The sequence below is a fragment of the Fervidicoccaceae archaeon genome, from assembly GCA_038878695.1.
Lineage (GTDB): Archaea > Thermoproteota > Thermoprotei_A > Sulfolobales > Fervidicoccaceae > JAVZVD01.
On record JAVZVD010000001.1, the window covers coordinates 531,804 to 555,476 of the forward strand.

At 60.8% G+C, this 23,673-nt stretch carries 24 protein-coding genes and 1 tRNA gene; 12 read left to right on the plus strand and 13 right to left on the minus strand.

The window, feature by feature from the left end; all coding sequences use genetic code 11:
- Nucleotides 1-25: 25 nt before the first annotated feature.
- Nucleotides 26-778: a class I SAM-dependent methyltransferase gene (locus QXU97_03060; GenBank protein MEM4035578.1), complete on the plus strand. Its 753-nt coding sequence runs from the start codon at nucleotides 26-28 to the stop codon at nucleotides 776-778.
- Here QXU97_03060 and QXU97_03065 read toward each other — a convergent pair.
- A complete protein-coding gene (locus QXU97_03065) occupies nucleotides 755-2,767 on the minus strand; it encodes a V-type ATPase 116kDa subunit family protein (GenBank protein MEM4035579.1) in 2,013 nt (670 codons plus the stop codon). The genes QXU97_03060 and QXU97_03065 overlap by 24 nt on opposite strands.
- A gap of 152 nt (nucleotides 2,768-2,919) precedes the next feature.
- Here QXU97_03065 and QXU97_03070 point away from each other — a divergent pair, with 152 nt between their 5' ends.
- The 9 genes from QXU97_03070 to QXU97_03110 all read left to right on the plus strand — a co-directional run bounded on the left by QXU97_03070 (nucleotide 2,920) and on the right by QXU97_03110 (nucleotide 10,590).
- Entirely contained in the window at nucleotides 2,920-3,234 is a 315-nt protein-coding gene (locus QXU97_03070) for a V-type ATP synthase subunit F (GenBank protein MEM4035580.1), read from the plus strand.
- Nucleotides 3,235-3,258: 24 nt separating this feature from the next.
- Complete coding sequence (locus QXU97_03075) at nucleotides 3,259-3,888, plus strand: hypothetical protein (GenBank protein MEM4035581.1); 630 nt, start codon at nucleotides 3,259-3,261, stop codon at nucleotides 3,886-3,888.
- Nucleotides 3,875-5,683, plus strand: a complete 1,809-nt coding sequence (locus tag QXU97_03080; protein MEM4035582.1) for a V-type ATP synthase subunit A — start codon at nucleotides 3,875-3,877, stop codon at nucleotides 5,681-5,683. Before QXU97_03075 ends, QXU97_03080 begins: the two co-directional genes overlap by 14 nt.
- Nucleotides 5,680-7,101, plus strand: coding sequence for an ATP synthase subunit B (locus QXU97_03085; protein MEM4035583.1), 1,422 nt, complete (start codon nucleotides 5,680-5,682; stop codon nucleotides 7,099-7,101). Before QXU97_03080 ends, QXU97_03085 begins: the two co-directional genes overlap by 4 nt.
- Before the next feature lie 21 nt (nucleotides 7,102-7,122).
- Nucleotides 7,123-7,743, plus strand: coding sequence for a V-type ATP synthase subunit D (locus tag QXU97_03090; protein ID MEM4035584.1), 621 nt, complete (start codon nucleotides 7,123-7,125; stop codon nucleotides 7,741-7,743).
- Nucleotides 7,744-7,788: 45 nt separating this feature from the next.
- Nucleotides 7,789-8,115, plus strand: coding sequence for a V-type ATP synthase subunit K (locus tag QXU97_03095; protein ID MEM4035585.1), 327 nt, complete (start codon nucleotides 7,789-7,791; stop codon nucleotides 8,113-8,115).
- Between the two features lie 78 nt (nucleotides 8,116-8,193).
- Entirely contained in the window at nucleotides 8,194-9,633 is a 1,440-nt protein-coding gene (gene proS, locus QXU97_03100) for a proline--tRNA ligase (GenBank protein MEM4035586.1), read from the plus strand.
- Between the two features lie 41 nt (nucleotides 9,634-9,674).
- Nucleotides 9,675-9,962 carry a 30S ribosomal protein S26e gene (locus tag QXU97_03105; GenBank protein MEM4035587.1) on the plus strand — a complete coding sequence of 96 codons (288 nt, stop codon included), beginning with the start codon at nucleotides 9,675-9,677 and terminating at the stop codon, nucleotides 9,960-9,962.
- Nucleotide 9,963: 1 nt separating this feature from the next.
- A complete protein-coding gene (locus QXU97_03110) occupies nucleotides 9,964-10,590 on the plus strand; it encodes a hypothetical protein (protein MEM4035588.1) in 627 nt (208 codons plus the stop codon).
- Here QXU97_03110 and QXU97_03115 read toward each other — a convergent pair.
- The gene (locus QXU97_03115; protein MEM4035589.1) at nucleotides 10,547-11,401 is read right to left on the minus strand and encodes a TIM barrel protein; all 855 of its coding nucleotides are present in this window, start codon (nucleotides 11,399-11,401) and stop codon (nucleotides 10,547-10,549) included. The two genes, QXU97_03110 and QXU97_03115, sit on opposite strands and share 44 nt — an antisense overlap.
- A 143-nt stretch (nucleotides 11,402-11,544) precedes the next feature.
- Here QXU97_03115 and lysW/argW point away from each other — a divergent pair, with 143 nt between their 5' ends.
- On the plus strand, nucleotides 11,545-11,718 hold the full coding sequence (lysW/argW, locus tag QXU97_03120) for an alpha-aminoadipate/glutamate carrier protein LysW/ArgW (GenBank protein ID MEM4035590.1): 174 nt from the start codon (nucleotides 11,545-11,547) through the stop codon (nucleotides 11,716-11,718).
- Nucleotides 11,719-11,727: 9 nt separating this feature from the next.
- Here the strand turns inward: lysW/argW and QXU97_03125 are convergent, their stop codons facing one another.
- The 11 genes from QXU97_03125 to QXU97_03175 all read right to left on the minus strand — a co-directional run bounded on the left by QXU97_03125 (nucleotide 11,728) and on the right by QXU97_03175 (nucleotide 23,322).
- Nucleotides 11,728-12,474, minus strand: a complete 747-nt coding sequence (locus tag QXU97_03125; GenBank protein ID MEM4035591.1) for a ribonuclease Z — start codon at nucleotides 12,472-12,474, stop codon at nucleotides 11,728-11,730.
- A 40-nt stretch (nucleotides 12,475-12,514) separates the two neighbouring features.
- Nucleotides 12,515-13,549: a hypothetical protein gene (locus QXU97_03130; protein MEM4035592.1), complete on the minus strand. Its 1,035-nt coding sequence runs from the start codon at nucleotides 13,547-13,549 to the stop codon at nucleotides 12,515-12,517.
- A gap of 10 nt (nucleotides 13,550-13,559) precedes the next feature.
- A complete protein-coding gene (prs, locus tag QXU97_03135; protein MEM4035593.1) occupies nucleotides 13,560-14,474 on the minus strand; it encodes a ribose-phosphate diphosphokinase in 915 nt (304 codons plus the stop codon).
- A gap of 19 nt (nucleotides 14,475-14,493) precedes the next feature.
- Nucleotides 14,494-16,542: a DNA topoisomerase I gene (gene topA / locus QXU97_03140; GenBank protein ID MEM4035594.1), complete on the minus strand. Its 2,049-nt coding sequence runs from the start codon at nucleotides 16,540-16,542 to the stop codon at nucleotides 14,494-14,496.
- The gene (locus QXU97_03145; protein MEM4035595.1) at nucleotides 16,539-16,841 is read right to left on the minus strand and encodes a DNA-directed RNA polymerase subunit K; all 303 of its coding nucleotides are present in this window, start codon (nucleotides 16,839-16,841) and stop codon (nucleotides 16,539-16,541) included. Before QXU97_03145 ends, topA begins: the two co-directional genes overlap by 4 nt.
- 110 nt (nucleotides 16,842-16,951) lie before the next feature.
- Nucleotides 16,952-18,613 (minus strand): thermosome subunit alpha, encoded by a 1,662-nt coding sequence (gene thsA, locus QXU97_03150; protein MEM4035596.1) that lies wholly within the window; start codon nucleotides 18,611-18,613, stop codon nucleotides 16,952-16,954.
- Nucleotides 18,614-18,713: 100 nt separating this feature from the next.
- A complete protein-coding gene (locus QXU97_03155) occupies nucleotides 18,714-19,007 on the minus strand; it encodes a hypothetical protein (GenBank protein ID MEM4035597.1) in 294 nt (97 codons plus the stop codon).
- 11 nt (nucleotides 19,008-19,018) lie between these two features.
- Complete coding sequence (gene feoB, locus QXU97_03160) at nucleotides 19,019-21,142, minus strand: ferrous iron transport protein B (GenBank protein ID MEM4035598.1); 2,124 nt, start codon at nucleotides 21,140-21,142, stop codon at nucleotides 19,019-19,021.
- A gap of 32 nt (nucleotides 21,143-21,174) precedes the next feature.
- Nucleotides 21,175-21,936, minus strand: a complete 762-nt coding sequence (locus QXU97_03165; GenBank protein MEM4035599.1) for a sulfite exporter TauE/SafE family protein — start codon at nucleotides 21,934-21,936, stop codon at nucleotides 21,175-21,177.
- An 84-nt stretch (nucleotides 21,937-22,020) separates the two neighbouring features.
- On the minus strand, nucleotides 22,021-22,689 hold the full coding sequence (locus QXU97_03170; GenBank protein MEM4035600.1) for a TenA family protein: 669 nt from the start codon (nucleotides 22,687-22,689) through the stop codon (nucleotides 22,021-22,023).
- Between the two features lie 6 nt (nucleotides 22,690-22,695).
- A complete protein-coding gene (locus tag QXU97_03175; GenBank protein ID MEM4035601.1) occupies nucleotides 22,696-23,322 on the minus strand; it encodes a hypothetical protein in 627 nt (208 codons plus the stop codon).
- 108 nt (nucleotides 23,323-23,430) lie between these two features.
- Here QXU97_03175 and QXU97_03180 point away from each other — a divergent pair.
- Nucleotides 23,431-23,518 (plus strand) — tRNA-Leu (locus QXU97_03180).
- The last annotated feature ends 155 nt before the right edge of the window (nucleotides 23,519-23,673 follow it).

Sequence of the window (23,673 nt, forward strand, 5' to 3'; positions counted from 1 at the left end):
GATGCGGAGGCGCGTGGGAGAGCGCTTGCCGAGAGGGGGCCTCGGCCTCGCCTGGCCGCGCGTGATCGCGGCTCTGTTGGAAGCATCGAGGTTCTACGAGCTCGCGAACAAAATCATGAGCCTAGGAACCGTGGGCTATCTGAGGAGAGCGGCGGCCCGCGGCCTCAGAAAGTGCGAGGGCCCACTCCTCGACGCGGGCAGCGGCCCGGGCCAGATGCTCGTTGAAGCCCTGCGAGCCGGGGCCAAGCCCAGCGTCTTCGTAGCACTGGACCCGCTCGAGGAGATGCTGAGATTGATTGGGGGGGTCGACGAGCTGGCGCTCGAGAGAGTGCGCGGGGTATTCGAGAGGCTACCCCTCAGGAGCGGCGCCTTCGAGTGCGTGGCGACGAGCTTCGCGCTGCGCGACGCATTAGACGTTTACAGAGCTCTCAGAGAGCTGTCAGCGGTCGTTGGGCCGGGCGGTCGACTCGTGATCTTGGAACTTCACAGACCCCGCGAGCCGGTGAGGAGGATCCTTGTGGAGCTGTACTTCAACTTGGCTCCAAGGATAGCTGGGGCGATCGTCGCCGGACACCGAGGGCTCAAGCTCTACGGAGCTCTGCCGTTGACGATGCGCCTGCTACCTCCGGGGAGACTCTACGAAGCGGTGCTTAGGAAATTGGGCCTGATCGCTTCATCGAGGCTGTTTTTCGCGTCCTCGGTGGCCATAACCGTGGGCGTGAAGCCGCTCTCGCGGGCACGGCCCGCGGCCGCCTCAGGTGACCCTGATCTTCGCTAGAGCCACGACGGGGCGGAACGGGAAGCCCGTGCCGAGGTAGAACTTCGTGAACCACTCGTAGAAGTGCAGCCTCAGCGTGTGAGCGAACACTATGATGCCCTCTAGAGCTATCGCCATCAGATTGCCTATCGCGTATATCAAGAGAGCAGCCGCGCTTCCGAGGACCCCACCATTGACGAGCTCGGCCAACAGCATGAAGCCTACCACCATCCCACTGTGAGCCACGGCTAGGCCCATGATCCTGAGGAAAGAGGCGGTGTTGCCTATCACGAGGAGGACGCTCTCGAACAACTCCAGGAAAGCCGCGCCGAGGCTCGCTCTGGCGTGAGAGAGGCCGTGCTTCACTCCCTCAATGATGGGCTCTAACATCAGCAGACCAAAGAGGGAGGCTAGGCATCCGTACCTGGTCAAGGCGCCCTCGAAGGTCGCGGCTCCGCCGAACGTCGCGTCGTAGATCACTAAGCCAGCGGTCTTAAGGTCAAAGAAGAGGAAGGGGTAGGTGGCGAATAGGAAGAGCAGGAACTTGGGGAGCCTCACGGTCAGGGCATCCTCTACGTTCCCAGCGAGGATGGAGTTCACCACTCCGAAGAGCGTCCCGCTGATTAGCATCACGGCCGCGAGCCTGAAGGCCGCGAGCATCAGGAGCTCGAAGGCCCCTCCCTCGGCTCCAGCTTCTATGGGCGAGGCGAGCGGCGGGTGACCGTGCCAAAGCAGCTCGGAGAGGCCCGTCACAGGGCCGAAGAACTCGCCGGCGAGGACTCCCGAGACGAAAGAGGCGGCTCCCAAGTAGAGAGCGAGCATCCCTAGAATTTCTCTGGTCTCTCTACCTCTAGCCGTCTTCAACACCAGCGCTCCGAAGGCCATGATCGCTAGCGCGTGGCCCGCGTCGGGGAACATGAGAGCGTAGAGTAGGGGGAACGTGACTGCGACGAAGATCGTCGGCACGAGCTCGTGCGAGGCCGGGGTCCCGTACTGCGTCACCAGCCAGTGGAAGGGCTTTAGAGGCTTAGGCACCCTAACCAAGGTGGGTTGAGCCCCCCTCTCCTCGGACCCCCTCACCGTGGAGCCTATGAGCAACAAGTAGCGGCCCCCGGTGGCCTTATCGATAGCCTCGACGAACTCCTTCTCCTTCCTCTCGGGCACGTACCCTGCCAGAAACGCCATTCTACCGACTCGCAGAAGCGAGGAGAGGACCCTGTAGACCTCTCTCAACGTGTAGAACGTAGCGTGGAAGAGCCGCAGCTCGTCCGCTCGCGACGCTATTTCTCGGCGCATGCTCCGCAGCCTGTCCTCGAACCTCTCGATGTCCTCGACAATAGCGCGGTAAGCGAGCGACGGAGTCCTCGGATAGTTCTCGGGGATCTGGAGAGGCTTGAAGCCCCCCCTCTCCAACATCTTAGAGAGCGAGGGGAAGTCCTCGGAGCGGCAGATCAACACGACGCTGGCCGAGTCGTCCTCGCGTACCATCAAGGCTACATGGGGGATTCTCCTCTCCTCGAGCGAGCGGAAAACCTCCTCCAGTTTCTGAAGAGTCATGCTGCCCACCGCGACTTTGACCCGCTCGAGCCGCGAGAGCTCATCCAGGTCCACGTCGAAGTCCTTGAAGTGCTCGAGCTCCTCTCTCCTGCTCGTCAACTGCGCCAACGTCTCTCTAGATCTCTCGATCTCCTCTATCACGCGGTCTAAAGGCTCCTCGATTTGCGCGAAAGCCCTGAGCGCTCGCTCAGCGGATTCCCTCCACCCACCCTCGCCAACGACGAGCTCGCCGGTCGCGTCAGAGAGCTCGAGGCCGGCCTCTCTCAGGTATCTGTCCACTTTATCGAGCTTGCTCGAGAGCTCGCCGAGGACCCTGCGCGAGTAGGCGTCCTCCTCGCCCTCGAGCTTCGGCCTCGCGGGATGAAAGGTCCCGAGCTCAGCCAGAGAGGCCACGAGCTTGGGAACGTCGCTCTCTGCTACGATCAGGCCGACCTCGGCGAGTCTCTCGGGCACGAGCGACAAGCCGTCGCGCCTCCTCGCGAGCGATATCCCGCGCAGAGGGGTCCGAGCGGGGGCTAAAATGATTGAGTGCGCCGAGAGCGCGGCAATGTTTAAAATACGTTGATAATTCACGATAGCGCGAGTTTCGGAGGCGCGCTGAGCGGATGGACCCCCTCCTCCAGGGGAAGATCGTAGTGATAGGGGGCGAGGACCTCGCCACGGCCTACGGGTTACTCGGTTGCGAGACGAGAATAGCATCCTCGCCGGACGAGCTGCTCAGCGTGCTCGAGGAGGTCGTTGCAGCGGACGACGTGGCCCTAATACTGATCTCCCAGGAACTCTCCGAGCCCGTCCGAGGGGAAGTAGACGCTCTCATAGCCAGGACCAAGAAAATAATCTCGTATCTACCGACGCCGACAAGCGAGGGCAGGCCTATCGACATGCGTAAGCTCCTGCTCAAAGCGCTGGGCTTCGGGTAAGATGAATGGTGTGCTGGTGATAGCTTGGCCGAGGTGCGCGGAGACTTAGTTAGGCTCGTCGACTCAGTGATAGAAGAGGCCCTCGCTAGGGCGAGGAAGGAAATAGAGGAGGTCTATAGCGCATCCTCTAAGATTCTCGACGAAGCCCGCTCTGCGCTCGAATCGAAGATAGAGCGCGGGCTACTTGAGAGCTACTCGAGAGCGCTCGAGTCATTGAAGAGCGCCGAGGCCTCGGCGGAGAGCTCCATCAGGATGAAGCTCTCCGAGGTGAAGTCCAAGTGGATAAACGAAGCTCTCGGGGTCATACGAAGCGAGGTCCTCTCGTGGCGCGGTGAGAGGCTCAAGAAAATACTCGAGAAGCTCCTAGAGGACCTGATCTCGAAGGCGCCCGAGGGATTGAGCATCAAGCTATTGGCTCCCCCCTCATCGGCTGAGGCTCTTAGGTCCCTCCTCGAGCGAGGCGGCGCTGCCGATTCCGCTCGAGAGAGGAAGCTCAGGCTCGTGGTGGAGATCGATGAGAAGATAAGCTCGGGGTTCAGAGCGGTCTCGGAGGACGGGAAGATCTCGTTCGATTACACGCTCGAGCGATCTCTAGAGCACTTAAGACCCGCTCTGGAGGCTATGCTCTCGGAGGAGCTATTTGGGGAGAGGTGAGCGAACCGTGGGCGTAAGAGGTAGAATAGTTCGCGTATCGGGCCCCCTCGTCGTGGCCGACAACATGACGGGAGCCCAGATGTACGAGATGGTGGAGGTCGGCGAGGACAGGCTCGTGGGCGAGATAAATAAGATGCGAGGAGACCTGGCCTACATACAGGTCTACGAGTCGACCTCCGGGCTGAGACCCGGGGAGCCCGTCTACGGGACGGGCGGACCTCTCAGCGTGGAGCTCGGACCGGGTCTGCTCTCTCAGATCTACGACGGCATCCAGAGACCGCTGAACGTCATTAAGGATCTAATGGGGGACATTTTCATCAGGAGAGGGGTCAAAGTCTACCCCCTCTCCCGCGAGGCCCAATGGCACTTCGTGCCCAGAGAGGACTTGAAGCCGGGGACCGAGGTCTCGGGAGGAGACTTGTTGGGCACGGTCCAGGAGACCCCCCTCATTGAGCACAGAGTAATGGTGCCGCCCGGCTTGCGCGGGAGATTGGTCGAGCTCTCCCCGGAGGGACGTTACGGGGTCGAGGACGCGATAGCCGTCGTGGAGCACGACGGGCGTAAAGACGAGGTGAGGCTGCATCACAGGTGGCCGGCTAGGCTGCCCAGACCGTTCGTCGAGAAGTTGGAGCCCACGGAGCCTCTGATAACCGGGACGAGGATCATAGATACGCTGTTCCCCATGGCCAAGGGAGGCACCGGCGCTATCCCCGGGGGCTTCGGCACGGGAAAGACCGTCACGCTTCACAGCTTGGCTCAGTGGAGCGCCGCGAGGGTGGTCATCTACATAGGATGCGGCGAGAGGGGCAACGAGATGACGGAGGTCCTCGAGAGATTTCCCAAGTATAAAGATCCGTGGACTGGCAGACCTCTGATGGAGAGGACCATACTGATAGCCAACACGAGCAACATGCCGGTGGCGGCGAGAGAGGCCAGCATATACGTGGGAGTGACGATGGCCGAGTACTATAGAGATCAGGGCTACGACGTGCTGCTCGTCGCCGACTCCACGAGCAGGTGGGCCGAGGCGCTCAGAGAGATTGGGGGGAGACTCGAGGAGATGCCGGCGGAGGAGGGCTTCCCGAGCTATCTCGCGTCCAGAATAGCGGAGTTCTACGAAAGAGCGGGCAGAGTCGTCGCGGTCGGCTCCCCTCGGAGAATCGGCTCCGTAACGTTGGTGGGAGCAGTCAGCCCGCCCGGCGGAGACTTCACCGAGCCTGTAACGAGCCATACCAGGAGGTTCATAAGGGTCTTCTGGGCTCTCGACACCGCTCTGGCTTACTCCAGGCACTACCCGGCGATAAACTGGATCCTGAGCTACAGCGCCTACGCCGATACCGTGGCGGACTGGTGGACGCGAGAGACGGGACCCCAGTGGAAGAGGCTCAGGGAAATCGCGATGGAGGTTCTCCTCAGAGAGGACGAGATAAAGGAGATAGTTAGGTTAGTCGGCACCGAGGGGCTTTCAGAGCAGGACAAGCTCGTTCTCTTGGCTTCCAGGCTCCTCAAGGAGGGCTTCCTCAAGCAGAACGCCTACGATCCCATCGACGCCTTCGCGACTCCCCTCAAGCAGTACAAGCTCCTCGAGGCCATCGTGAGCTTCTACGAGGAGGCGCTGAAGCTCGTCAGGGCTGGCAAGGTGACTGTCGCCACCATACAGAGCGAGATGTCCGAGCTCCTGGCGGAGCTCATGAGGGCGCGCTTCCAAGTGACTAACGAGCAGCTCGACAAGGTGGACTCACTACGAGATAGACTCCTCCGAAAGCTCAACGAGCTGGGGGGTGGTAGGGCATGAGCTCGAGGGCGAGCAGGGCCAGACCCCTGGGCCTGATCGAGTACGAGACCATCGAGGCCGTCTCCGGGCCGCTCGTCTTCGTGAGAGGCGCCTCGATGGTAGCCTACGACGAGCTGGTCGAGGTAGAGCTCCCCAGCGGCGAGAAGAGGCGCGGCAGAGTGCTCGACGTTAGCAGAGACGTGGCGGTGGTGCAAGTCTTCGAGGGAACCACCGGCGTAACCACCGTGGGAACGAAGGTCAGATTCCTCGGTAGGACCCTAGAGATCCCGGTCTCCGACGACATGCTGGGGAGAATATTCAACGGATTGGGGGAGCCTATAGATGGAGGCCCGCCGATCGTGGCCGAGGAGACGAGAGACGTGAACGGGGCGCCGCTCAACCCGGCCTCGAGAGCTTATCCCGAGCACTTCATACAGACGGGAGTGAGCGCTATAGACGGTATGAACACCCTCGTGAGGGGGCAGAAGCTGCCTCTCTTCAGCGGCAGCGGCCTCCCTCACAACATGTTGGCCGCTCAGATCGCCAGGCAGGCGACGGTTAGGGGAGAGGGAGAAGAGTTCGCGGTAGTCTTCGCGGCGATGGGAATAAAACACGACGAGGCCCTGTTCTTTAGGAGATTCTTCGAGAAGACCGGAGCAATGAGCAGAGTAGCTATGTTCTTGAACTTAGCCAACGAGCCGGCCATGATAAGGCTCGTGACGCCTAGAGCAGCTCTCACTCTAGCCGAGTACCTGGCATTCGAGAGGGACATGCACGTTCTCGTCATATTGACCGACATGACCAACTACGCCGAGGCTCTCCGAGAGATAAGCGCGGCCAGAGAGGAGGTGCCGGGCAGGCAGGGCTACCCGGGCTACATGTACAGCGATCTGGCTTCGATATACGAGAGAGCGGGCAGGGTCCACGGCAAGAAGGGCAGCATAACGCAAATGCCTATACTCACCATGCCAAACGACGATATAACCCACCCCATCCCAGACCTCACAGGCTACATCACTGAGGGCCAGATAGTGCTTGACAGAAGCCTTCACAATAGGGGCATCTATCCGCCGGTCAACGTCTTGATGAGCCTCTCCAGGCTCATGAAGGAGGGCATCGGTAAGGGCAAGACGAGGGAGGATCACGCCAACGTCTCCGACCAGCTCTACGCGGCCTACAGCAGGGCTCAGGAGCTGAGAGGGCTCGCCACGATCATCGGCGAGGAGAGCCTCAGCCCGGTCGACAAGAGGTATTTGAGATTCGCTGAGGCCTTCGAGAGGAGATTCCTGAGTCAGGGGGTCACGGAGAATAGGAGCATAGAGGAGACCCTAGACATAGCGTGGGAGGTGCTGAGCATTTTGCCAGAGACTGAGCTGACCAACATCAGGCCGGAATTCATAGAGAGATACTACCGCGGCGAGAGGCGCCTCCCAAGCTGAAGAGGCTGAATTCGCTTGGTCGTGGACCCGAGGCGCCTTTTACCAACGAAGATAAATCTCATCAGGCTTAGACGCGAGGAGCGCGGCATAAAGAGGATCAGGAAAGTCCTCGAGGAGAAGAGGAGCGCGCTCGTCCTTTACGTCAGGACCATGATAGAGGAGTACGAGAGACTTTATCGAGAGGTCTACGAGAGCCTGACCAGAGCCTACGACGTCTACGGGAGCGCACTCATTCGGACGGGTTACGAGAGAGCTAGAGAGCTCGCGGCCGCCGTTCCCCCGACGCTGAGCGTCGTGGTGCAGGAGAGGATGGCATTCGCCGTGAGAGTCCCCGTGCTCAGACTCGCCGAGGAGGCGCCGGAGAGCCTCAGCGAGGTCCTCGATGTGCCCCCAGCCTTGGTCGAGGCCGTTGCCTCTCTCCGCGAGGCCCTCGCGAGCTACGTGAAGCTCGTTGAACGCGAGTACGCTCTAAGAAGGCTAATAGAGGAGCTCAAGAAGACGCAGAGGCTGATAAACGCCATAGATAACGTCGTCATGCCGAGCATTCAGAAGGCGATAAAGCACATAGGTCTGGTTCTCTCGGAGAGGTCGAGGGAGGAGTTCATTCGACTGAAGCTTATGAAGAGGAAAAGGAGCGCATAGAACTTTTAACACCCTCACTGCGAGCGTCCGCTCGGAGGATGCCCATTGAGGAGCAGCATCGAGGAAACGAAGCCAGCATCGTTTAACGGTCTGCTACTGCTGCTAGCTCTGAGCCTCGTTATCTGCGTCGCCGAGCCAGCTTTTGCCGAGAGCTCCCCCGAGGATGTGATCTACAAGCCTATCGGCGCCGCGCTAGCCGTCGGGTTGTCGGGGATAGGAGCGGGACTAGCTATAGCGGTGGCCGGGGCCTCGGGCCTCAGCGCTTTAGCTGAGAGACCAGAGATGTTCTCGTCAGTCCTGCTTGTCGTCGCTCTCGGCGAGGGGATAGCCATATACGGACTCATAGTGGCTCTGCTGCTCATAATCATGTGAGGACCGCTACGGTCGAGCGTCAGTTTTTTCCTCGCTCGGCATACTCTATTCGAGGAGCTTGCCGCGAGGCACCGCGCCTTGCTCGAGAGGCCCGAGCCCGAGAGCTTCGGCGAGTGGTTCGACAAAGTATTGAGCGACGCCGAGCTCTACGACTATGGCAGGTACCCGGTCAAGGGCGCCGGGGTGTGGATGCCCTACGGCTTCGCGCTGAGGAGGAATGTTCTCGAGGTGGTCAGGAGGCACCTGGACTCCACGGGGCACGAGGAGGTCCTATTCCCCATGTTGATTCCCGAGGAGCTCCTCGTTAAGGAGGAGGAGCACGTGGCCGGCTTCAGAGACCAGGTGCTCTGGGTGACGCACGGAGGATTGGAGGAGCTCGACATCAAGTACGCTCTCAGACCCACTAGCGAGACATCGATAAGCTACATGGAGAGTCTGTGGTTGAGCAGCTACAAGCAGCTCCCCAAGAAGTACTATCAGGTGGTCAGCGTCTTCAGGTACGAGACCAAGGCCACGAGGCCTATGATAAGGCTAAGAGAGGTCACTACGTTCAAGGAGGCTCACACGGCTCACGCCTCATTCGAGGACGCCGAGAGGCAGGTGCTCGAGGCGATCGAGATCTACAAGAAGATCTTCGACGAGCTGCGCGTGCCCTACGCGATCAGCAAGAGGCCAGACTGGGATAAATTCGCCGGCGCCCTCTACACGATAGCCTTCGACACAGTCTTCCCGGATGGCAGAGTCCTTCAGATAGGCACGGTCCACCACTTGGGGCAAGCCTTCTCGAAAGCTCTTGACGTCAAGATACAGTTGGCCGACGAGGACCACGACTACGTCTGGCAGACGAGCTACGGCTTATCGGATAGAATTATTGCCTCCGTCGTAGCGATCCACGGAGACGTTCGAGGGCTCATTCTGCCCTTCGCGATAGCGCCGATCCAGGTGGTGATAGTACCGATACCAGCGAGGAGCGAGGAGGTCAGGAGGAGAATAGAGGAGCTGGTCTCGAGCCTAGCCTCTCAGCTGGCCGAGTGCGGCCTGAGGGTCAAGGTGGATCTCAGAGAAGAGCTCACGCCGGGGAGGAAGTTCTACGAGTGGGAGACCAAGGGAGTCCCTCTGCGCCTCGAGGTGGGCGCCGCCGAGGTAGAGAGCGGCGAAATCGTGGTGGCGAGGAGAGACACTCTTACGAAGATGAAGGTAAAGCGCGAGGACCTGTGCCAAGAGCTGAGAAGGCTGGGCCAGGAGATAGACTCAAATCTCTCGGCGAGAGCCTGGAGGTGGCTGCGCGAACACTACGCGGTCGTGAAGAGCGTCGACGAGGCGAGGAGCGTCCTGAGCAGCGTCGGCGGGATTGTGGAGGTGCCGTGGTGCGGCAGGAGCTCCTGCGGTAAGGGGCTGGAGGATAGAATCGACGCGAGAGCTCTCGGAACTCCGTTGGACGAAGTCAGGGCGAGCGGGGACTGCCCTCTCTGCGGGAGCCCCTCGGTCACGTCATTGCGCTTCGCTAGGACATATTAAGAGGAGCGGAGCATCGATACGACAGCACGGGGTGCGACGAGTTGCCGAAGAAGAGGGAGAGCAGAGGTAGAAGAAAGGGCGATAAGGGTTACGTGGAGAGGATCCAATGCGATAACTGTGGAAGGCTCGTGCCGGAGGACAAGATAATAGTAGTCACGAGAACGTATAGCCCGGTGGATCCTCAGCTCGCGAGAGAGCTGGAGAAGAAGGGAGCGATGATAATGAGATTCCCCATCGAGAAAAAGTACTGCGTGTCGTGCGCTATACACTACGGGATAATCAAGGTGAGAGCCGAGGAGGAGAGGAAAAGGAGAGGCCTGACGCTTTAGCTTGCGCGCCGCGCTGGTCGTCTTCTCTCTCCGCGGCGAGACTGAGATCTCGTCTCTTCCTCGCCGCGGCTTCGCCTCGGCGTCGCGCAGACTCGACATAGCGATTAGAGTCTCCTACTACATTCTCACCAACCGCTACCTCGTTAGACGTCTGAAGCCCAGGATCTCCATAGTGATAGGAGAACCTCCTCGCCGCCCTCTCCACCTTATGTTGCGCGAGGACTTCTGGGAAGACTTCGCCGGAGCCACGGAAGTTGAGGCTCTCGGGTACTTCAGGGACTCGGTGGCCGGCCGGAGGAGAGTCAATCGACTGAGGGAAGGGCTTTACGAGGCTCTATCGCGTTACGTCCACTCCGGCTACAGGGTCGTGGTGCTCAGAGAGCGAGGCGCGAGAATAGCTCCGCAAGAGTTTCGGAGCCTCGGGGATCCCGTCTTCGTCGTAGGCAGCGACGCCGACCCCCCCGATTGGGTGGAGAGATACTTCAAGGGCTCGATAAACATCTCGCTGGGCTCCAGAAGCTACTTGACGCTCCACGCGGCTCTCTTCGCTCTCTTATGCTGCGCCTCCTGGGAAGATTACGTCCTCATCCCTCGCAGGCTCTCGCGCACATCTCTCGCATTACGATAGCGTCTCTCTCGAGAAGGGGGCTCTCGCTTATCACGACGGCGTCTATCCCAGCCTCCGAGTAAGCCGAGCATACTGCCCCGAAGTCAGGGCCCCCCTCGTCGGACATCACCAGGTGCCTCTTCTCTCCACCCCGCCCGTGCTCTATCTTCGAGAAGTGCGTGTGGAGGGGCCTCACGGCCTCTCTCCCGAGCTCTCTCTCGATCAAATCGATGGTTCTCAGAACGTCGCTCGGACTCGAGGGGAACTTGCCGCCGCTCCTCGCGTACAAATGAGCCCAATCGATGGTCGGTCTGCATCTATCGACAGAAGAGCATATGGCGATGATCTCCTCGACGCTTCCTATCTGCTTGGTCTTGCCCGTGGTTTCGGGCGCTAGCCACGACGACCTGCCGCTCACGATCTTCGAGACTTCCTCGACGCCTTTCACGACCATCTTCAGGGCCTCGGTTCGCGTGAAGGCGCCGTAGTAGCCCGGGTGGAAGACGACGGCGTAGCTTCCCATCCAATCGCTGGCCTCGACGGCCTCGGCGAGTCTGCGCACGCTAGCCTCGCGAGTCTGCTGCTTCTCGCTGGCTAAATTGATGTAATATGGCGCGTGGAGGCTCAATAGCACGCCATTTTCCGAGGCGGCGCGTCCGAGCGCCTCAGCCCTCTCCTTGGAGATGTTGACCCCGCGGACAGCTTCGTATTCCATGGCGTCAAGGCCCAATTCTCTGAGGAATCGAGGAGCCTCGAGCAGGTCTCCTCTGAGGTCGATCGGCTTCCCAGCTGGACCGAACCTAACGTCTCCGCACTTGCGGCCGAGCCTCAGAGAGCACCGCCCGGCTCGACGTACGTGAAGACTCTAGATTTTTATTGTTTCGCTCTGCGCGGAGTCGAAGGCAGCTGCGCTGTCGGCGTCGAAAATCTTATTAATTGAGCGCGGCCCGGAGCGGGCCGCGGAGGTCCAGGGCCTTGGTCAAGATGGAGTGCCCAATCTGCGGCGGAGAAATCGAAGTGCCCGAGGATGCGATGCCGGGAGAGGTCTTCGAGCACGCGGAGTGCGGGACGCAGCTCGTCCTCTATGAGGAGGGGGGAGCGCTCAAGCTGAGAGAGCTCGAGGAAGTGGCCGAGGATTGGGGCGAGTAGCGGCGAGCCTCACAGAATTATCTTGAGCCCTCTCTTAGCCAAGAAGACTTCTCTGTGAATGGCGAGAGCCTCACTGAGCAGCAGCCACTCTCTCCCCCTATATCTGGTGCTCCTGTGGAACAGCACGAGCATCTTGCTATTGGTCTCCTCGGCAACGAGAGCGGCGTCGCGAGCCGTGGAGTGTCCATATCGATGCGCTACCTCTCTATCAAGCCAACTGAACGTGGCATCGTGTATCAGGACGTCGGAGCCCTCGACGTGGCGAAAATAGTCGGGGCAGGGGCTCGTGTCGCCGGTGTAAGAGACCTTGAAGACCCTCGAGAGCCCCTCTCTCTTCTTCCTGTACCCGCTGACAGCGTACCCGTAGGACTCCGAAACGTGGCACGTTCTGAAGCACGAGACCTCGAGGAGAGCTCCCGAATCCTCGAAGATCACGGGCTCGTTGCACGAGGCAAAGCGCACGGAGTAGGAGGGCTCGAAGCCCGTATTGACGAACGAGGCCTCGAGGAGAGACCTCACGGCCTCGGGCCCCTGCAAAATCAAGGGCCGAGAGCGAGAGGACATGCTCATGCTCTGGAGGAGGCCCGGGAGGCCGAACACGTGGTCTCCGTGAGCGTGGGTTACATGGATTGAGTCCAATCTGGCGGGCCCCACGCCTGCTCTCAAGAGCTCGAGTTGAGCTCCCTCTCCGGCGTCTAAGAGGATCTTCCACCCGCGGAACGACATGAGGATCGCCGGCATGCCCTCCGACGGCAAGGGCGCTCCCGCCGAAGTTCCCAAGAACAGCACGTAGCCCTCACTCACGCTCGTACACCGTTATCTGCCTGGTGAGCGCCGAGTGGACGTACATGGGGCATCTCCTCCAGAGCGCCAGGCCTCCTTCGCCTCGGCGGGGCAACCTCCACTCCATCGGTGTTACGATCACGGCTCTTCCTCCTCTTTTCAGGAGGAGGGGGAGCAACTCGATGAAGCGTCGAGCTAGCTCCTCTTCGCAATTGGGCCCTCGGGTCGATCTCCCGTACGGCAAATCCGAGGCGACGGCCTCTATGGCTTCTCCTCGGAGCGGCGGAGAGCGCGCGTCCCAGCGAACGACGTCGCAATTGGCCTCGCGCTCGGATCCCGCATTTAGCTTCGCGCACTCAGCGTAGTCGCGCCTCAACTCGCCGCAGAGCACGTAGAGAGAAGCACCGATGGCCTGCCTCGCGATCGTGCCCACTCCACAGAAAAAGTCAGCGAACTTAGAGACTTGATTGCGCGAGGCTAAGTTGAAGAGTAGCCTTGCGAACCACGCGTTGAGAGCACCAGGCCTATAGCAGGGAAGCTCGTGTGGGTTCTCGAGAAGCAGAGCGCCCTTGCTCTCGCTCGAGAGCACGCGCCCCAGAGCCATGAGGCCGTCGACTAGCGCGATCCTAATCGCCCCAGCTCTCCCTCTGCCCCCTAGTCTGACCCTCACGCCCCAGCGCCCCTCAATGAAACGAGCGGCCTCGCGCAGAATCTCCTCGCCCGTCGGAATCGCCGACGCCGAGCCGAGAGTCCTCAGGCTCAGGGTCACGCCGATCGTCGGAGGCTCGCGCAGGCACTCCTCGAGGAGAGACCCCACGTCCTCCCTCCGCTCGAGCTCGCCGATGCAGAGGAGCTCCCCGACCTCCTTGATGGTAGCCGAGAGCCTTTGAGCCATCACGGCTCTCTCGGGGGAAGTCCTGAGAGCAACGAACTGGGTCAACTCTAGCAGGATCTCCTCCTCATTGAAAAAGGAGAGGAGCTCGGCCATAGACAAGCACGGGTGCGAGCCGCTATAGAGAGCGTAGAGCGCGCCGTCGCGCTTCCACATGCCTCTCCTCCTACCTCAAGAGCCCGGATCGCTCTATGGCCTCGGCGGCCTCTCTCAGGAAGCTGTGATAGACCACCCCCTCGACGGGGGGGAGCGTATCGAGGGCGTGCACCTCGGCCACGCCGGCCTCTCTCAGCCTCTCGCGCGCTCCGCCGCACATGAGAGCGTGCGACGCGACCACTCTGACGCTCTTGGCGCCGCGCTCTAGCATCATGGCGGCGGCTCTGGCCACGGTGCCTCCCGTACTTATTATGTCGTCTACTATGAGCACATCCCTCCCGCTCACGTCGACGCTCTTCGGGCTCACGCTGACTTCTCCCGTGACTCTGTCTCTGCTCTTCTCGAGGTAGTCGTGTGGCGCTCCGAGGATCGCGGCCAGAGAGCGCGCGCGGTAGAGCGCTCCGGCATCCGGGGCCAAGACCACCAAGTTCTCGGGCCTCAGCCCGGCGGCCGCCTCGGCCAGAGCCCTTGTGGCGAGGACGTTCTCAGCGTATCCCCCGAAGGCTCGGAGGACCGACGCGCTGTGGACGTCCACGGCGAAGAGAGCGCGGATCCCCTGGAGCGAAAGCACCTCGAGGAGCGCGAAGACGCTGACGGGCTCGCCCGGGAGGAAGACCTTATCCTGTCTGGCGTATGCTAGGTAGGGCACTAGCGCGAGCAGCCTCTCCGCTCCCGCGCGCCTACAAGCGTCGGCCATCAGCACGAGCTGCCACAGACTCTTATCCTGCGGGGGCGCGAGAGACTGAAGGAGCAGTACTCGCCTACCGCGCACGAGGCCGGGGTCGACCCTCACGTAAGTTTCCCCGTCGGGGAAATCGCGGTGAGCGGCGCGCGATACCTCAACCTCTCCGAAGGCCTCGATCACGCGACTCTCGTCGAGCCACCACGATTGAGGCCCCATGATCACCACTACGTCTCTCGACAAGGCTCTTCGCCCCTCGCGCTCACTGGCGGATCTCGAACTTTATAGCTCCGCTCAAAATGCCCTTGGCCACCTCGCGAGCGGCCGAGCCGTGGGACTTGCTCTCGGCCACCCAGGCAACGGCCTTGATGGGGCCGACCCCCAGCCTCTCGACGAGCTCGCTCAAAGAGCTCGAGAGAGACTCGAGGGCTCTGCGATGAATAAAGCAGAGGCCCCCGTCGCTGGGCAGCTCGCAGACCGCGCACTTCTTATCTCTCGGAGTAACCTCGTAGGATGAGATCAGCGAGATCGCCTCCTCTATCTTGCCGCGCACCTCCTCAATGAGCTTCACAACGGTTCTCCTCGCCTCGTCGAGCACGCGCTCTCTGGTCTCCGCCCTCTCTCTGACGCGCCTCAACATCTCTTCGAACTCTCTTGTGAGGTTCACGTCGGCTAGCTTGGGGAAGTATCGCTTGGTCAACTCGTAAATCTCGAGGCCGAGCCTTGTGGGCTTGACCTCCTTGCCATCCTCCACCACGTAGCCCCGCTTAAACAGCGTCTCGATTATCGGCGCTCTGGTAGACTCAGTCCCTATGCCGCTAAGCTCCATCCAAGATAATAGCGAGGCCTTCGTATGGCCTCGTCTCCTCCTCTCCGACTCTCGCCTAACGCTGGCTCTCACGAGAGTCAGCTCTTCTCCCCTCTCGAGGGGAGGGAGGGGCTTCTCGCGAGGCTCGCGCGGGTAGCACTCAGTCCAGCCGGGTTCCACTACTTTTACGCCCGAGCACCTGACTTCGACTCCATCGAAGGAGACCACCGCGTCGGTCTTCAATAGAACCGCGGATCTCATGAATGTGGCTATGTAGCGTCTCGCTACTAGATCGTAGAGTCTCTCTTGAAGCTTGCTTAATCTTCGAGGTCTGAGGCCCGTGGGGAATACGGCCGGATGAGCCGGGTCGGTCCTCTTCCCCTCGACCGGTTTAGGAGGTCTCCCGCGCCCTAGTATGGGCTCAACGCAGTCGGCGTAGCCAAACGACGAAAGAGACCGGAGGATCCTCTCGTGATCGGCCTCCGGCGGATAGCGCTGGCTATCGGTCCTGGGATAAGTTATCAGGCCCTCGAGGTATAGCTCCTCAGCAATTTTTTGAGTAACATAGGGAGAGAGGCCCATGAGCCTATAGGCCTCGGCCTGCAAATCGCCGAGATTAAAGGGCGGAGGAGGGTCGAGGCGCAAGACCTCCTCGCGAACCTCCTTCACGATTCCTCGGCCAACTTCGCGTATTCTCTCTACTCGCTCTACAGCCTCGGCTCTCGTCCTAAACGGGCTACCCTCCACGACGCACTCTACCCTCTCTCCGCTCCTTCGCGCGGCCACGACCATAGCTCGGTAGATCGGCATCGCGATCTCGCTGGCTACCTCGACGAATCTATCCACAGCCTCCACTAGCGTGGGCGTCTGAACTCTTCCAACGCTGAGCACGAGCCTCCTGCCGGTGGCCTTCTTGTGAATGTCCATGAGGAGCCTGCTGAGGTTGACCCCCCATAGCCAGTCAAGCTCGTGCCGGCAGAGGCCGGCCTCAACCATCTCGACGTCGGGACCCGTCAAGCTCCTGTAAGCTCTCGTCAGCTCCTCGGGCGTGAGGCTGGAAAACTTCATCCTCCTGTAATCTCTTCGTCTCATGACGTTGACTATTACGAGATACCCTATCACGCTGCCCTCGACGTCGTAGTCGCAGGCGTTGACGAGCTTAGAGGGCCCGAGCCTCGAGAGCCACTCCATCAGCTCAAGGAAGCGCCTCGTGTGCCTGGCCTCACGATCTACGGACCACCTAGGGACCCAAGAGTACTCGAGCACCGGGTAGCCGCGCGCCTCTGTGTGGAGTTCGAAGAGGTGGCCCGCGGCCGGCGCGACAACCGCGACCTCCTCATCGGTCGCGCCGACCCAATAGGGCGCGCCCCCGAGCCTGCACTCCACGGGCCTCTCGAGCAAGGCTAGGGCCAGAGCTCTAGCAGCCTTGGTCTTCTCGGCGATCAGAAGCGTGAAGCCGCTGGGCGGAGCGCACCGGCCTCTCTTCGCCGAGCCTCTCTTCAACGAGCGACTACACGCTCTTCAGCTTTCTCTGATCGAATGAGCCAGGAGATGGGGACGAGCTGAACGCCTCTGCCGGGCACGCGCCGAGCTATAGTGATGGGCAGAACCCCTCTCTCGAGCTCGGCCTTTGCTAGATCTAGCGGATCGGTGCTGCCCACCTCTCGGGGATCAACGAGAGGAGGAGCGCCGAGAGAGAGCTGGAGAGCTCGAGCGCCTATGATCCTGGCTCTCTCGTACTTCGTCAACTTCTTCGGCCCCACGACCTCGTCCAACGAGCTCGGTATCTCGATGGACGCCAAGGCGCCGTCCTCCACCTGCTCTGGTCTCTCCGAGAAGCGCCGATGATGATCAAAGCTCGCGAATCTGAGATTAAAAGAGGTTAAAAATAGTTTGTCATAGTGGGGAGAGGTCAGAGCTCTCCGAACTTCTCCTTCTCCTCCTCTTCTCCCTTCTCCTTCTCCTTCTCCTCCTTCTTCTTAGGCGGCGCCGCCGCTATAACGTCGTCGATCTTGAGGATGGTCACGGCGGCCTCGGTGGCGCTCTTGATAACCTGCTTCTTGACGAGCACGGGCTCTATGATGTTCTCGGCCAGAGTATCATCGACGAGCTCTCCCTTCACGACGTTGATTCCCGCGAACACTTTGCCTTCGCCGTGCCTCTGCCTTAGTTTCATTATTGACTCGAGCGGGTCGAGGCCCGCCGTCTCCACGAGTATGGCCGGTATCTCCTCGAGCGCGTCCGCGAAGGCCTCGACGGCCAGCTGGGTCTTGCCACCGAGCGTCTGAGCGAATCTCCTGAGCCTCAACGCGAGCTCGATCTCCGGGGCGCCTCCTCCTCCTAGGACCTTAGGCTCTCTCAACACGTTCCTCAACACGTGGAGAGCATCATTCGTGCTCCTCTCGGCCTCGTCCAGTAGCATGTCGTTGGCTCCTCTTAGCAGTATCGAGACGCTCTTCGGATTCTTCACGCCCTCGACGAACACCATCTTGTCGTTACCGACCTTTCTCTCCTCCACGAGCTCGGCCTCGCCCAGGTCGGTCGACCTTAAGTCCTGTATGCTCGTGACTATCCTCCCTCCGGTCGCCCTCTCGAGCTTCTCCATGTCGCTCCTCTTGACCCTCCTCACCGCGAGTATGCCCCTCTTGGCGAGGAAGTGCTGAGCCACGTCGTCTATCCCCTTCTGGCATATCACGACGTTGGCTCCGGCCTCGGCGATCTTGTCGACCATGCTCTTGAGGAGCTTCGTCTCCTCCTCGAGGAAGGCCTTTATCTGCTCGGGGCTCGTGATGTTTATCTTGGCCGTTATCTCGGGCTTCTTTACCTCGAGCGGCGCGTCGAGCAGCGCTATCTTAGCCTTCTCGACCCTCTTCGGCATGCCGGGGTGCACCACCTCTTTGTCGAGGACCACTCCGCGCACTAGGACGCTGTCGAGGAGACCCCCTCCCTTCTTCTTCTCGATCTTGATATTGTCCAGTCTGACGTTGTAGCCCTCGCCATCTTTTATCGGCTCAGCAGCTATCCTCGCGGCCTCCAGAGCCATCTCCGTGATCTTGTCCATGGTGGCGCCCGTGCCGATGTACTTGCTGGTTATGGCGGTTCTGGCCACTCTCTTGAGCATCTCGTCGTCGTTGAGGTCAACCTTCTTAGCTATCTCGTCTAAGTACTCGAGCGCCTTCTTCATGGCTTCATTGAAGCCGCTTATTATGATGGTCGGATGGATGTTTTGGTCGAGCAGTCTCTCGGCTTTTTCCAAGAGAGCTCCGGCTAGCACGACCACTGAGGTCGTGCCATCGCCTACCTCGGCGTCTTGAGCCTTGGAGGCCTCAACGAGGAGTTTGGCGGCCGGGTGATTTACCTCCATTTCCTTGAGTATCGTGACGCCGTCGTTCGTCACGGTGACATCGCCGAAGCTGTCAACGAGCATCTTATCGAGGCCTCTAGGCCCGAGGCTAGTTTTGAGGACCTCGGCGAGGATCCTCGCGGCCATGATGTTGCCGCGGAGAGCGTCGCGGCCGGTGGTTCTCCTGGTCCCCTCTTTCAATATGAGTACGGGGACGCCGTAGAGTGCCAACCCTCGTCACACCTCGAGCCGAGTAAGGACTTAGCGAGCTTCTATAAAAGCTTTTCGCATTTTGACACCAGAAATATGCCGTCTAGCCTATTAGTAATTATTAATGATTAACGTTTAAGAGCCGTGCCCCCCGTTCGGTGAGCCTGTAGACTCTGAGGGCGCTCGAGCGACCCGACGAGCTCACGACGGAACAGGAGGGCCTCAAGGGGCAAGCTTCGCAAGGCTTGACGAGCTCCTCCTCGACGACGAGCCCCTCAGCGACCGCTGCTCCGAGTAGTAGCTTGAGGTCTCGCTCATCGACATTCACCGCTCTGAGCAGATCTCGCAGAGTTTTGCACTCGCCGCACGCGAGAAATCGGAGGATCGAGCGAAGAATATCGCCTCGCTCGCTCAAGCTGCTCGACCTCACGCTAAGAGCTCTAGGGTTGCGTAGAGCGCGAGCGAGAGGACGTAGGCAAGACCCACGGTGTAAACCGCTTGAGCCAGCACGGCTCTCAAACTCCTGGTCTCAACGTATAATGTCGTTATTGTAGCTACGCAGGGTACATATAACATAACGAAAACTAGAATCGAAAAGGCTTGAGCTTGGCTCAGCCCTAGTCCCAGAAGAGCCTCTCGCGCGTCGGCGCTCCCCTGCATAAGCGCGATCGTCTCGAGGAAGATCTCCTTGGCGAAGAACCCGCCGACGAGCCCGACAGCCACCTTGCGGGCGGCCTCGTCGCCGAGGCCCAGAGGGCTCAGGAGCGGCGAGAGAACTCCCCCCACGGCGTAGGCGAAGCTGTCCTCGGGCCTCGCCGCGAGGCCCGAGGCCCCGAAGCTCATGAGAGCCCATAGCACGACGCCGGCGCCGAAGAGCACGGTGCCCGCCCTCTTAAGGAAGCCGGCCAGGTAATCCCACGAGAGCCAGAGGACTACTCTGAGGTTGGGGGCGTGGATAGGCGGAGCCTCGAGGAGGAGGATCGGCGGCTCCGCGGCCTTTGACACGATCCTCCTGTAGGCGAGACTCGTGGCCAGGAAGGCGGCGAAGCCGATCGCGTAAACTGAGAAAAGGCCCGCCGCTTGTTTGAGCGGCGAGGCGAAGTAGGCCGAGAGAACGGCGAGAGCCACGACGAGTCTGGCCTGACAAGGTATCAGAGGAGCTGCCAACTGAACCTGCCTCCTCTCCGTCTCGTCTGCGAGAGTTCTAGCGGCCATGATGCCCGGGACGTTGCAGCCCAGACTCACCGTGGCCGGATAAATCGCGACCCCGGTCAAGCCGAACTTGTTCATTAGGCTGTCAACGCCGAGCGCCAGCCTTACGAGAAGGCCGCTGTCCTCCAGCGCCGATAATATCACGAATACCGTCAAGACGAGCGGGGCGAACGAGAGAACGGCGCCGAGGCTGGCCAAGACCCCCTTCGAGATCAACGAGGCTAGGAGAGGGTTCCAGCCGCCGAGTCTCTCATCGACCGCGGCGGCTAAGGCCTCGAAGCCTCTGCCGAGAAGACCGCTCAGAGTGTGCTCCTCGAGCGCCTTTGCGGCTTCCGCGAGCCCCGCGTATTGCAGGATCAAGTTCAGCGGGAAACCTGTATTGATGGCGAAAGCCGCAACGAAAGCTAGAGCGTATATGGTGGCTCCGACGGCGAAGCCCACGACGCGCGCTTCGATGATCCGCCCCAAGAGCTCCGCCCCTCTCCCTCGCTTGGTCCTCACCACCGCTCTCCCGGACAGCGAGCGGACGTACTCGTATCTGGCGCTTATCGCCAGCTCGAGGGGCTCCCTACCGACGGTCCTCCTCACCGCGTCCCTCAACTCCCTGGCCCTCTCGAGGAGGGCCGCGTCTCCCCTCGATGCCAGAAGCTTCTCGATTTCTGGGTCGCCCTCGAGGAGCTTCAGCGCGATCCAGCGCTTCGGGTAGACCTCGGGGATCTCGACGCCGGTGAGCCCCCTCTCGACCTCGTCAATGAACGGCTCGAGGGGCCCGTAGCTCAAGCGGAGCGGCTCGCGCTTCGCTCGGTCCTGGGCAACCTCGAGGAGGCGGTCGAGGAGCTCCTCGAGGCCTCTCCTGTTCACAGCCGAGGTGAGCACCACTGGGACGCCCAAAGCCGACTCGAGCGCGTGAGTGTGGACGTGTATCCCCAGCTTCTCCATCTCGTCGGCCTTTGTCACCGCCAAGACTACTCGGGGGGTCAGCTCGAGGACCTGAACGGCCAAGTAGAGAGTCCTCTCGGGGGCCGTGCCGTCGATTAGCACGAGCACTACGTCTGGCTCACCGCTCGTTATGTAGTCGCGAGCCACCTTTTCCTCTGGGCTCGTGGCCGTGAGCCCGTAGACGCCGGGTAGGTCGATGAGCACGATCTCGCGCCCTCTGCGCGCCACCAAGCCCTCTCTCCTCTCGACGGTCACGCCTGGCCAGTTGCCTATCCTCGTTATCTTGCCGGTGAGAGAGGTGAATAGAGTGGACTTGCCCACGTTGGGATTGCCGAGTACGGCCACTCTGACTTGGGCTTTCTCCGCCGCCCTCTCTACTCCCCCGAGGTGGCAGCTCAACTTAGCTCCTTTAGAGATATCTAAATTTTCGATTATAAGCTATTCGTCGGAGCTCCCCACGGCAGGAGGAACCTGAGCGAGGCGGCTAGAGACGAGGACGCTATGAGCGCCAAGACGATCCTCTCCAGCAGCTTGGCCCTCTCGCTAGCGCGCTTCAATAGCTGAGCGCCGAGCCAGTATCCCACTAGCACGCCCGGGGCCAGGAGCGCGAAGACCTCGAGGTGCTCGACCCTCAAGCCCCCGATCATTGGGAGAGAGATCAAGGCCAGGAGATCGGTGAAGCTGACGAAGGTCATAGTGTATCTCCTCACGTAGACCGGGTTGCGCCCTTGATTGATCAGAGCGAGAGCCACTTGGGGGCCAGCCACCCCCGTGAGTATGCTCATGAACCCCCCGGCGAAGCCGGCGACGCTCATGAGCTCTCTCTCCCTCCTCACTCTCCACCTGGCTCCCACCAACATGAGGAGGGCTAAGGCCAGAATCCCCAAGCTCAGCACCGCTCCGACCAGGCGCTGAGAGGCCAGCGAGTATAGCGCGAGGCCGAGGGCGAAGCCTATCGCGCCCGACGCGTAGGCCCCCGCGAACTCGAAGAGAGGCCTCTCACTGAGCAGGAACGTCGCGTCGATCAAAGCTCTGACGAGTATCGAGAGGGCGATCACGTCCTTGGGCGGCAGCAGGAAGGACACGAGAGGGGCGATCAGCGCAGCCGCCCCCATGCCCGAGAAGGCCCTCGCGATCGACCCTACGAGCACCAACATCTCCAGCAGCGCTAGCTTAAGCGCGCCGAGCTCCACCGTATTCCATCTCCAGGAACGGGGGTCTCGGAAGAGTTAAAGATGTCACTTTTAAAAAATCCGATAAAAAGCGAGGGCGCGGACTTAGAGGGGCCAGCTCTCCCCCCTATACGCCATGTCCCAGAACATGTACTCGAAGCGCGAGCCTCTCAGGAAGTGCCTCAGGAGCCTATCGTATCCTCTCCCCTCCCAAGCAGCGTCGACGAGCGAGCGCAGCCTCTCCACGAGCGACCTGTAATCGGCGGAGAGGTACACTTTAGCCCACTTGACGTACAGCTCGATGGGGTTTCTCTCCAGTTTATCGGCGTGGCGCTCGGCGATCTCGGCGTAAGACCAGAAGCAGGGCAGAGTGGCCACGAGGCACTCAAGCGGCTCCCCGAGAGCGCACGTCGACACGAGATAACTCATGTAGGCCACGTTGGTCGGCGCCGGCTCCATCGCGATGACGTCCTCGAGCCTCATCCCCAGCTCCCTCAGTAGCAGCTCATAGTTCTTCATCTCGACGGTCGCGTCGGCGTGAGCTATCTCTAGAGCCGTCCTCGCCACCTCGTAGTCTGCTCTCGAGGCCAGCAGAGAAAAGGCCCTCATCATGCCGACCAAATAGTTGTAGTCCTGAGCCGCGTAGAACTTGAACTTCTCGAGGGGGAGCGAGCCCTCGTAGAGCTCTACCACGAAGGGGTGCTCGAAGATCTTAGACCAAATGGCGTCGGCGTCTCTCCTGAGCCTGGAGCTGAGGCTCTCGCTCGAGCCCACGCTCTCTCACCTGTAGATCGCGTCCCAGAACATCTTCTCGTATCTCTGTATCATCTTGGCCACCAGGCTGTACCTGCCGACGGCCTCATACCTCTCGATCACAGGATAAGCGGCCTCTTCGAAGGGGGCGTAGTCGACCGAGAAGAGCTTGAAGAGCCCCGTCTCCTTAATGCCGTAGATCCTCTCGAGAGCGGATCCGAGCCTGCTCACGGCTCGGCCCCAAACGGGGAGATTGACCACGAGCGCCACGGCGGCCTCGCCCGGGTTGGCGTACAGCGAGAGCCAGGCCAAATAGTGCGTGTACGCGACCGCCTCCGGGTCAGGCTCCTCCGCCTCGCTCACTCCAAGCTCCGCTGCGAGTCTCCTGAGCTCGGCGAGAGCCGCGTAGTCCCCATCGAGCGCCCCCTTGAAGAGGCTCTGCTCGTCGGGGTGCTCGGCTCGATGCAGCATATGAGCTATGCTCCTCATGTCATGTGGTATTATGTAGAGCTGATTGACGGCGAAGCGCTTGACCTTCTCGAGCGGTAGAGCCCCGCTCTCGGCCTCGCGGAGGTAGGGGTGGTCTATTATCGCCGCGTTGAGGGGCTCGAGCTCTCTCCTGAGCCTCTCCACGATCTCTCGGCCTCGTCTCACGTCTCACATCCCTCTTAACTTGAGAATAGTCGACACAATAAAAAAGATATCGAGACGTTCTGGAACTCAAGCTTTTTAGTTGCGCGGCGAATCCTCTCCTCCACGCGGGCGGGGGTGCCCGAGCCAGGACAAAGGGGCGGGACTCAGGCTCCCGTGGCGAAGGCCTGCGTGGGTTCGAATCCCACCCCCCGCACCAGCGAGCCTCCCCTCGATTTTCTCGCGGTCGCCGAATGGCCTCGCGACCCTCTTCTCGAATCCACTCATCGATTATGTAGAGCTTTACCTCTCTCGACCCGAAGAGCGCGAGGAACGCTCGCGCTCCAAGCTCTTCGGCATCGCGAAGACGGCCCG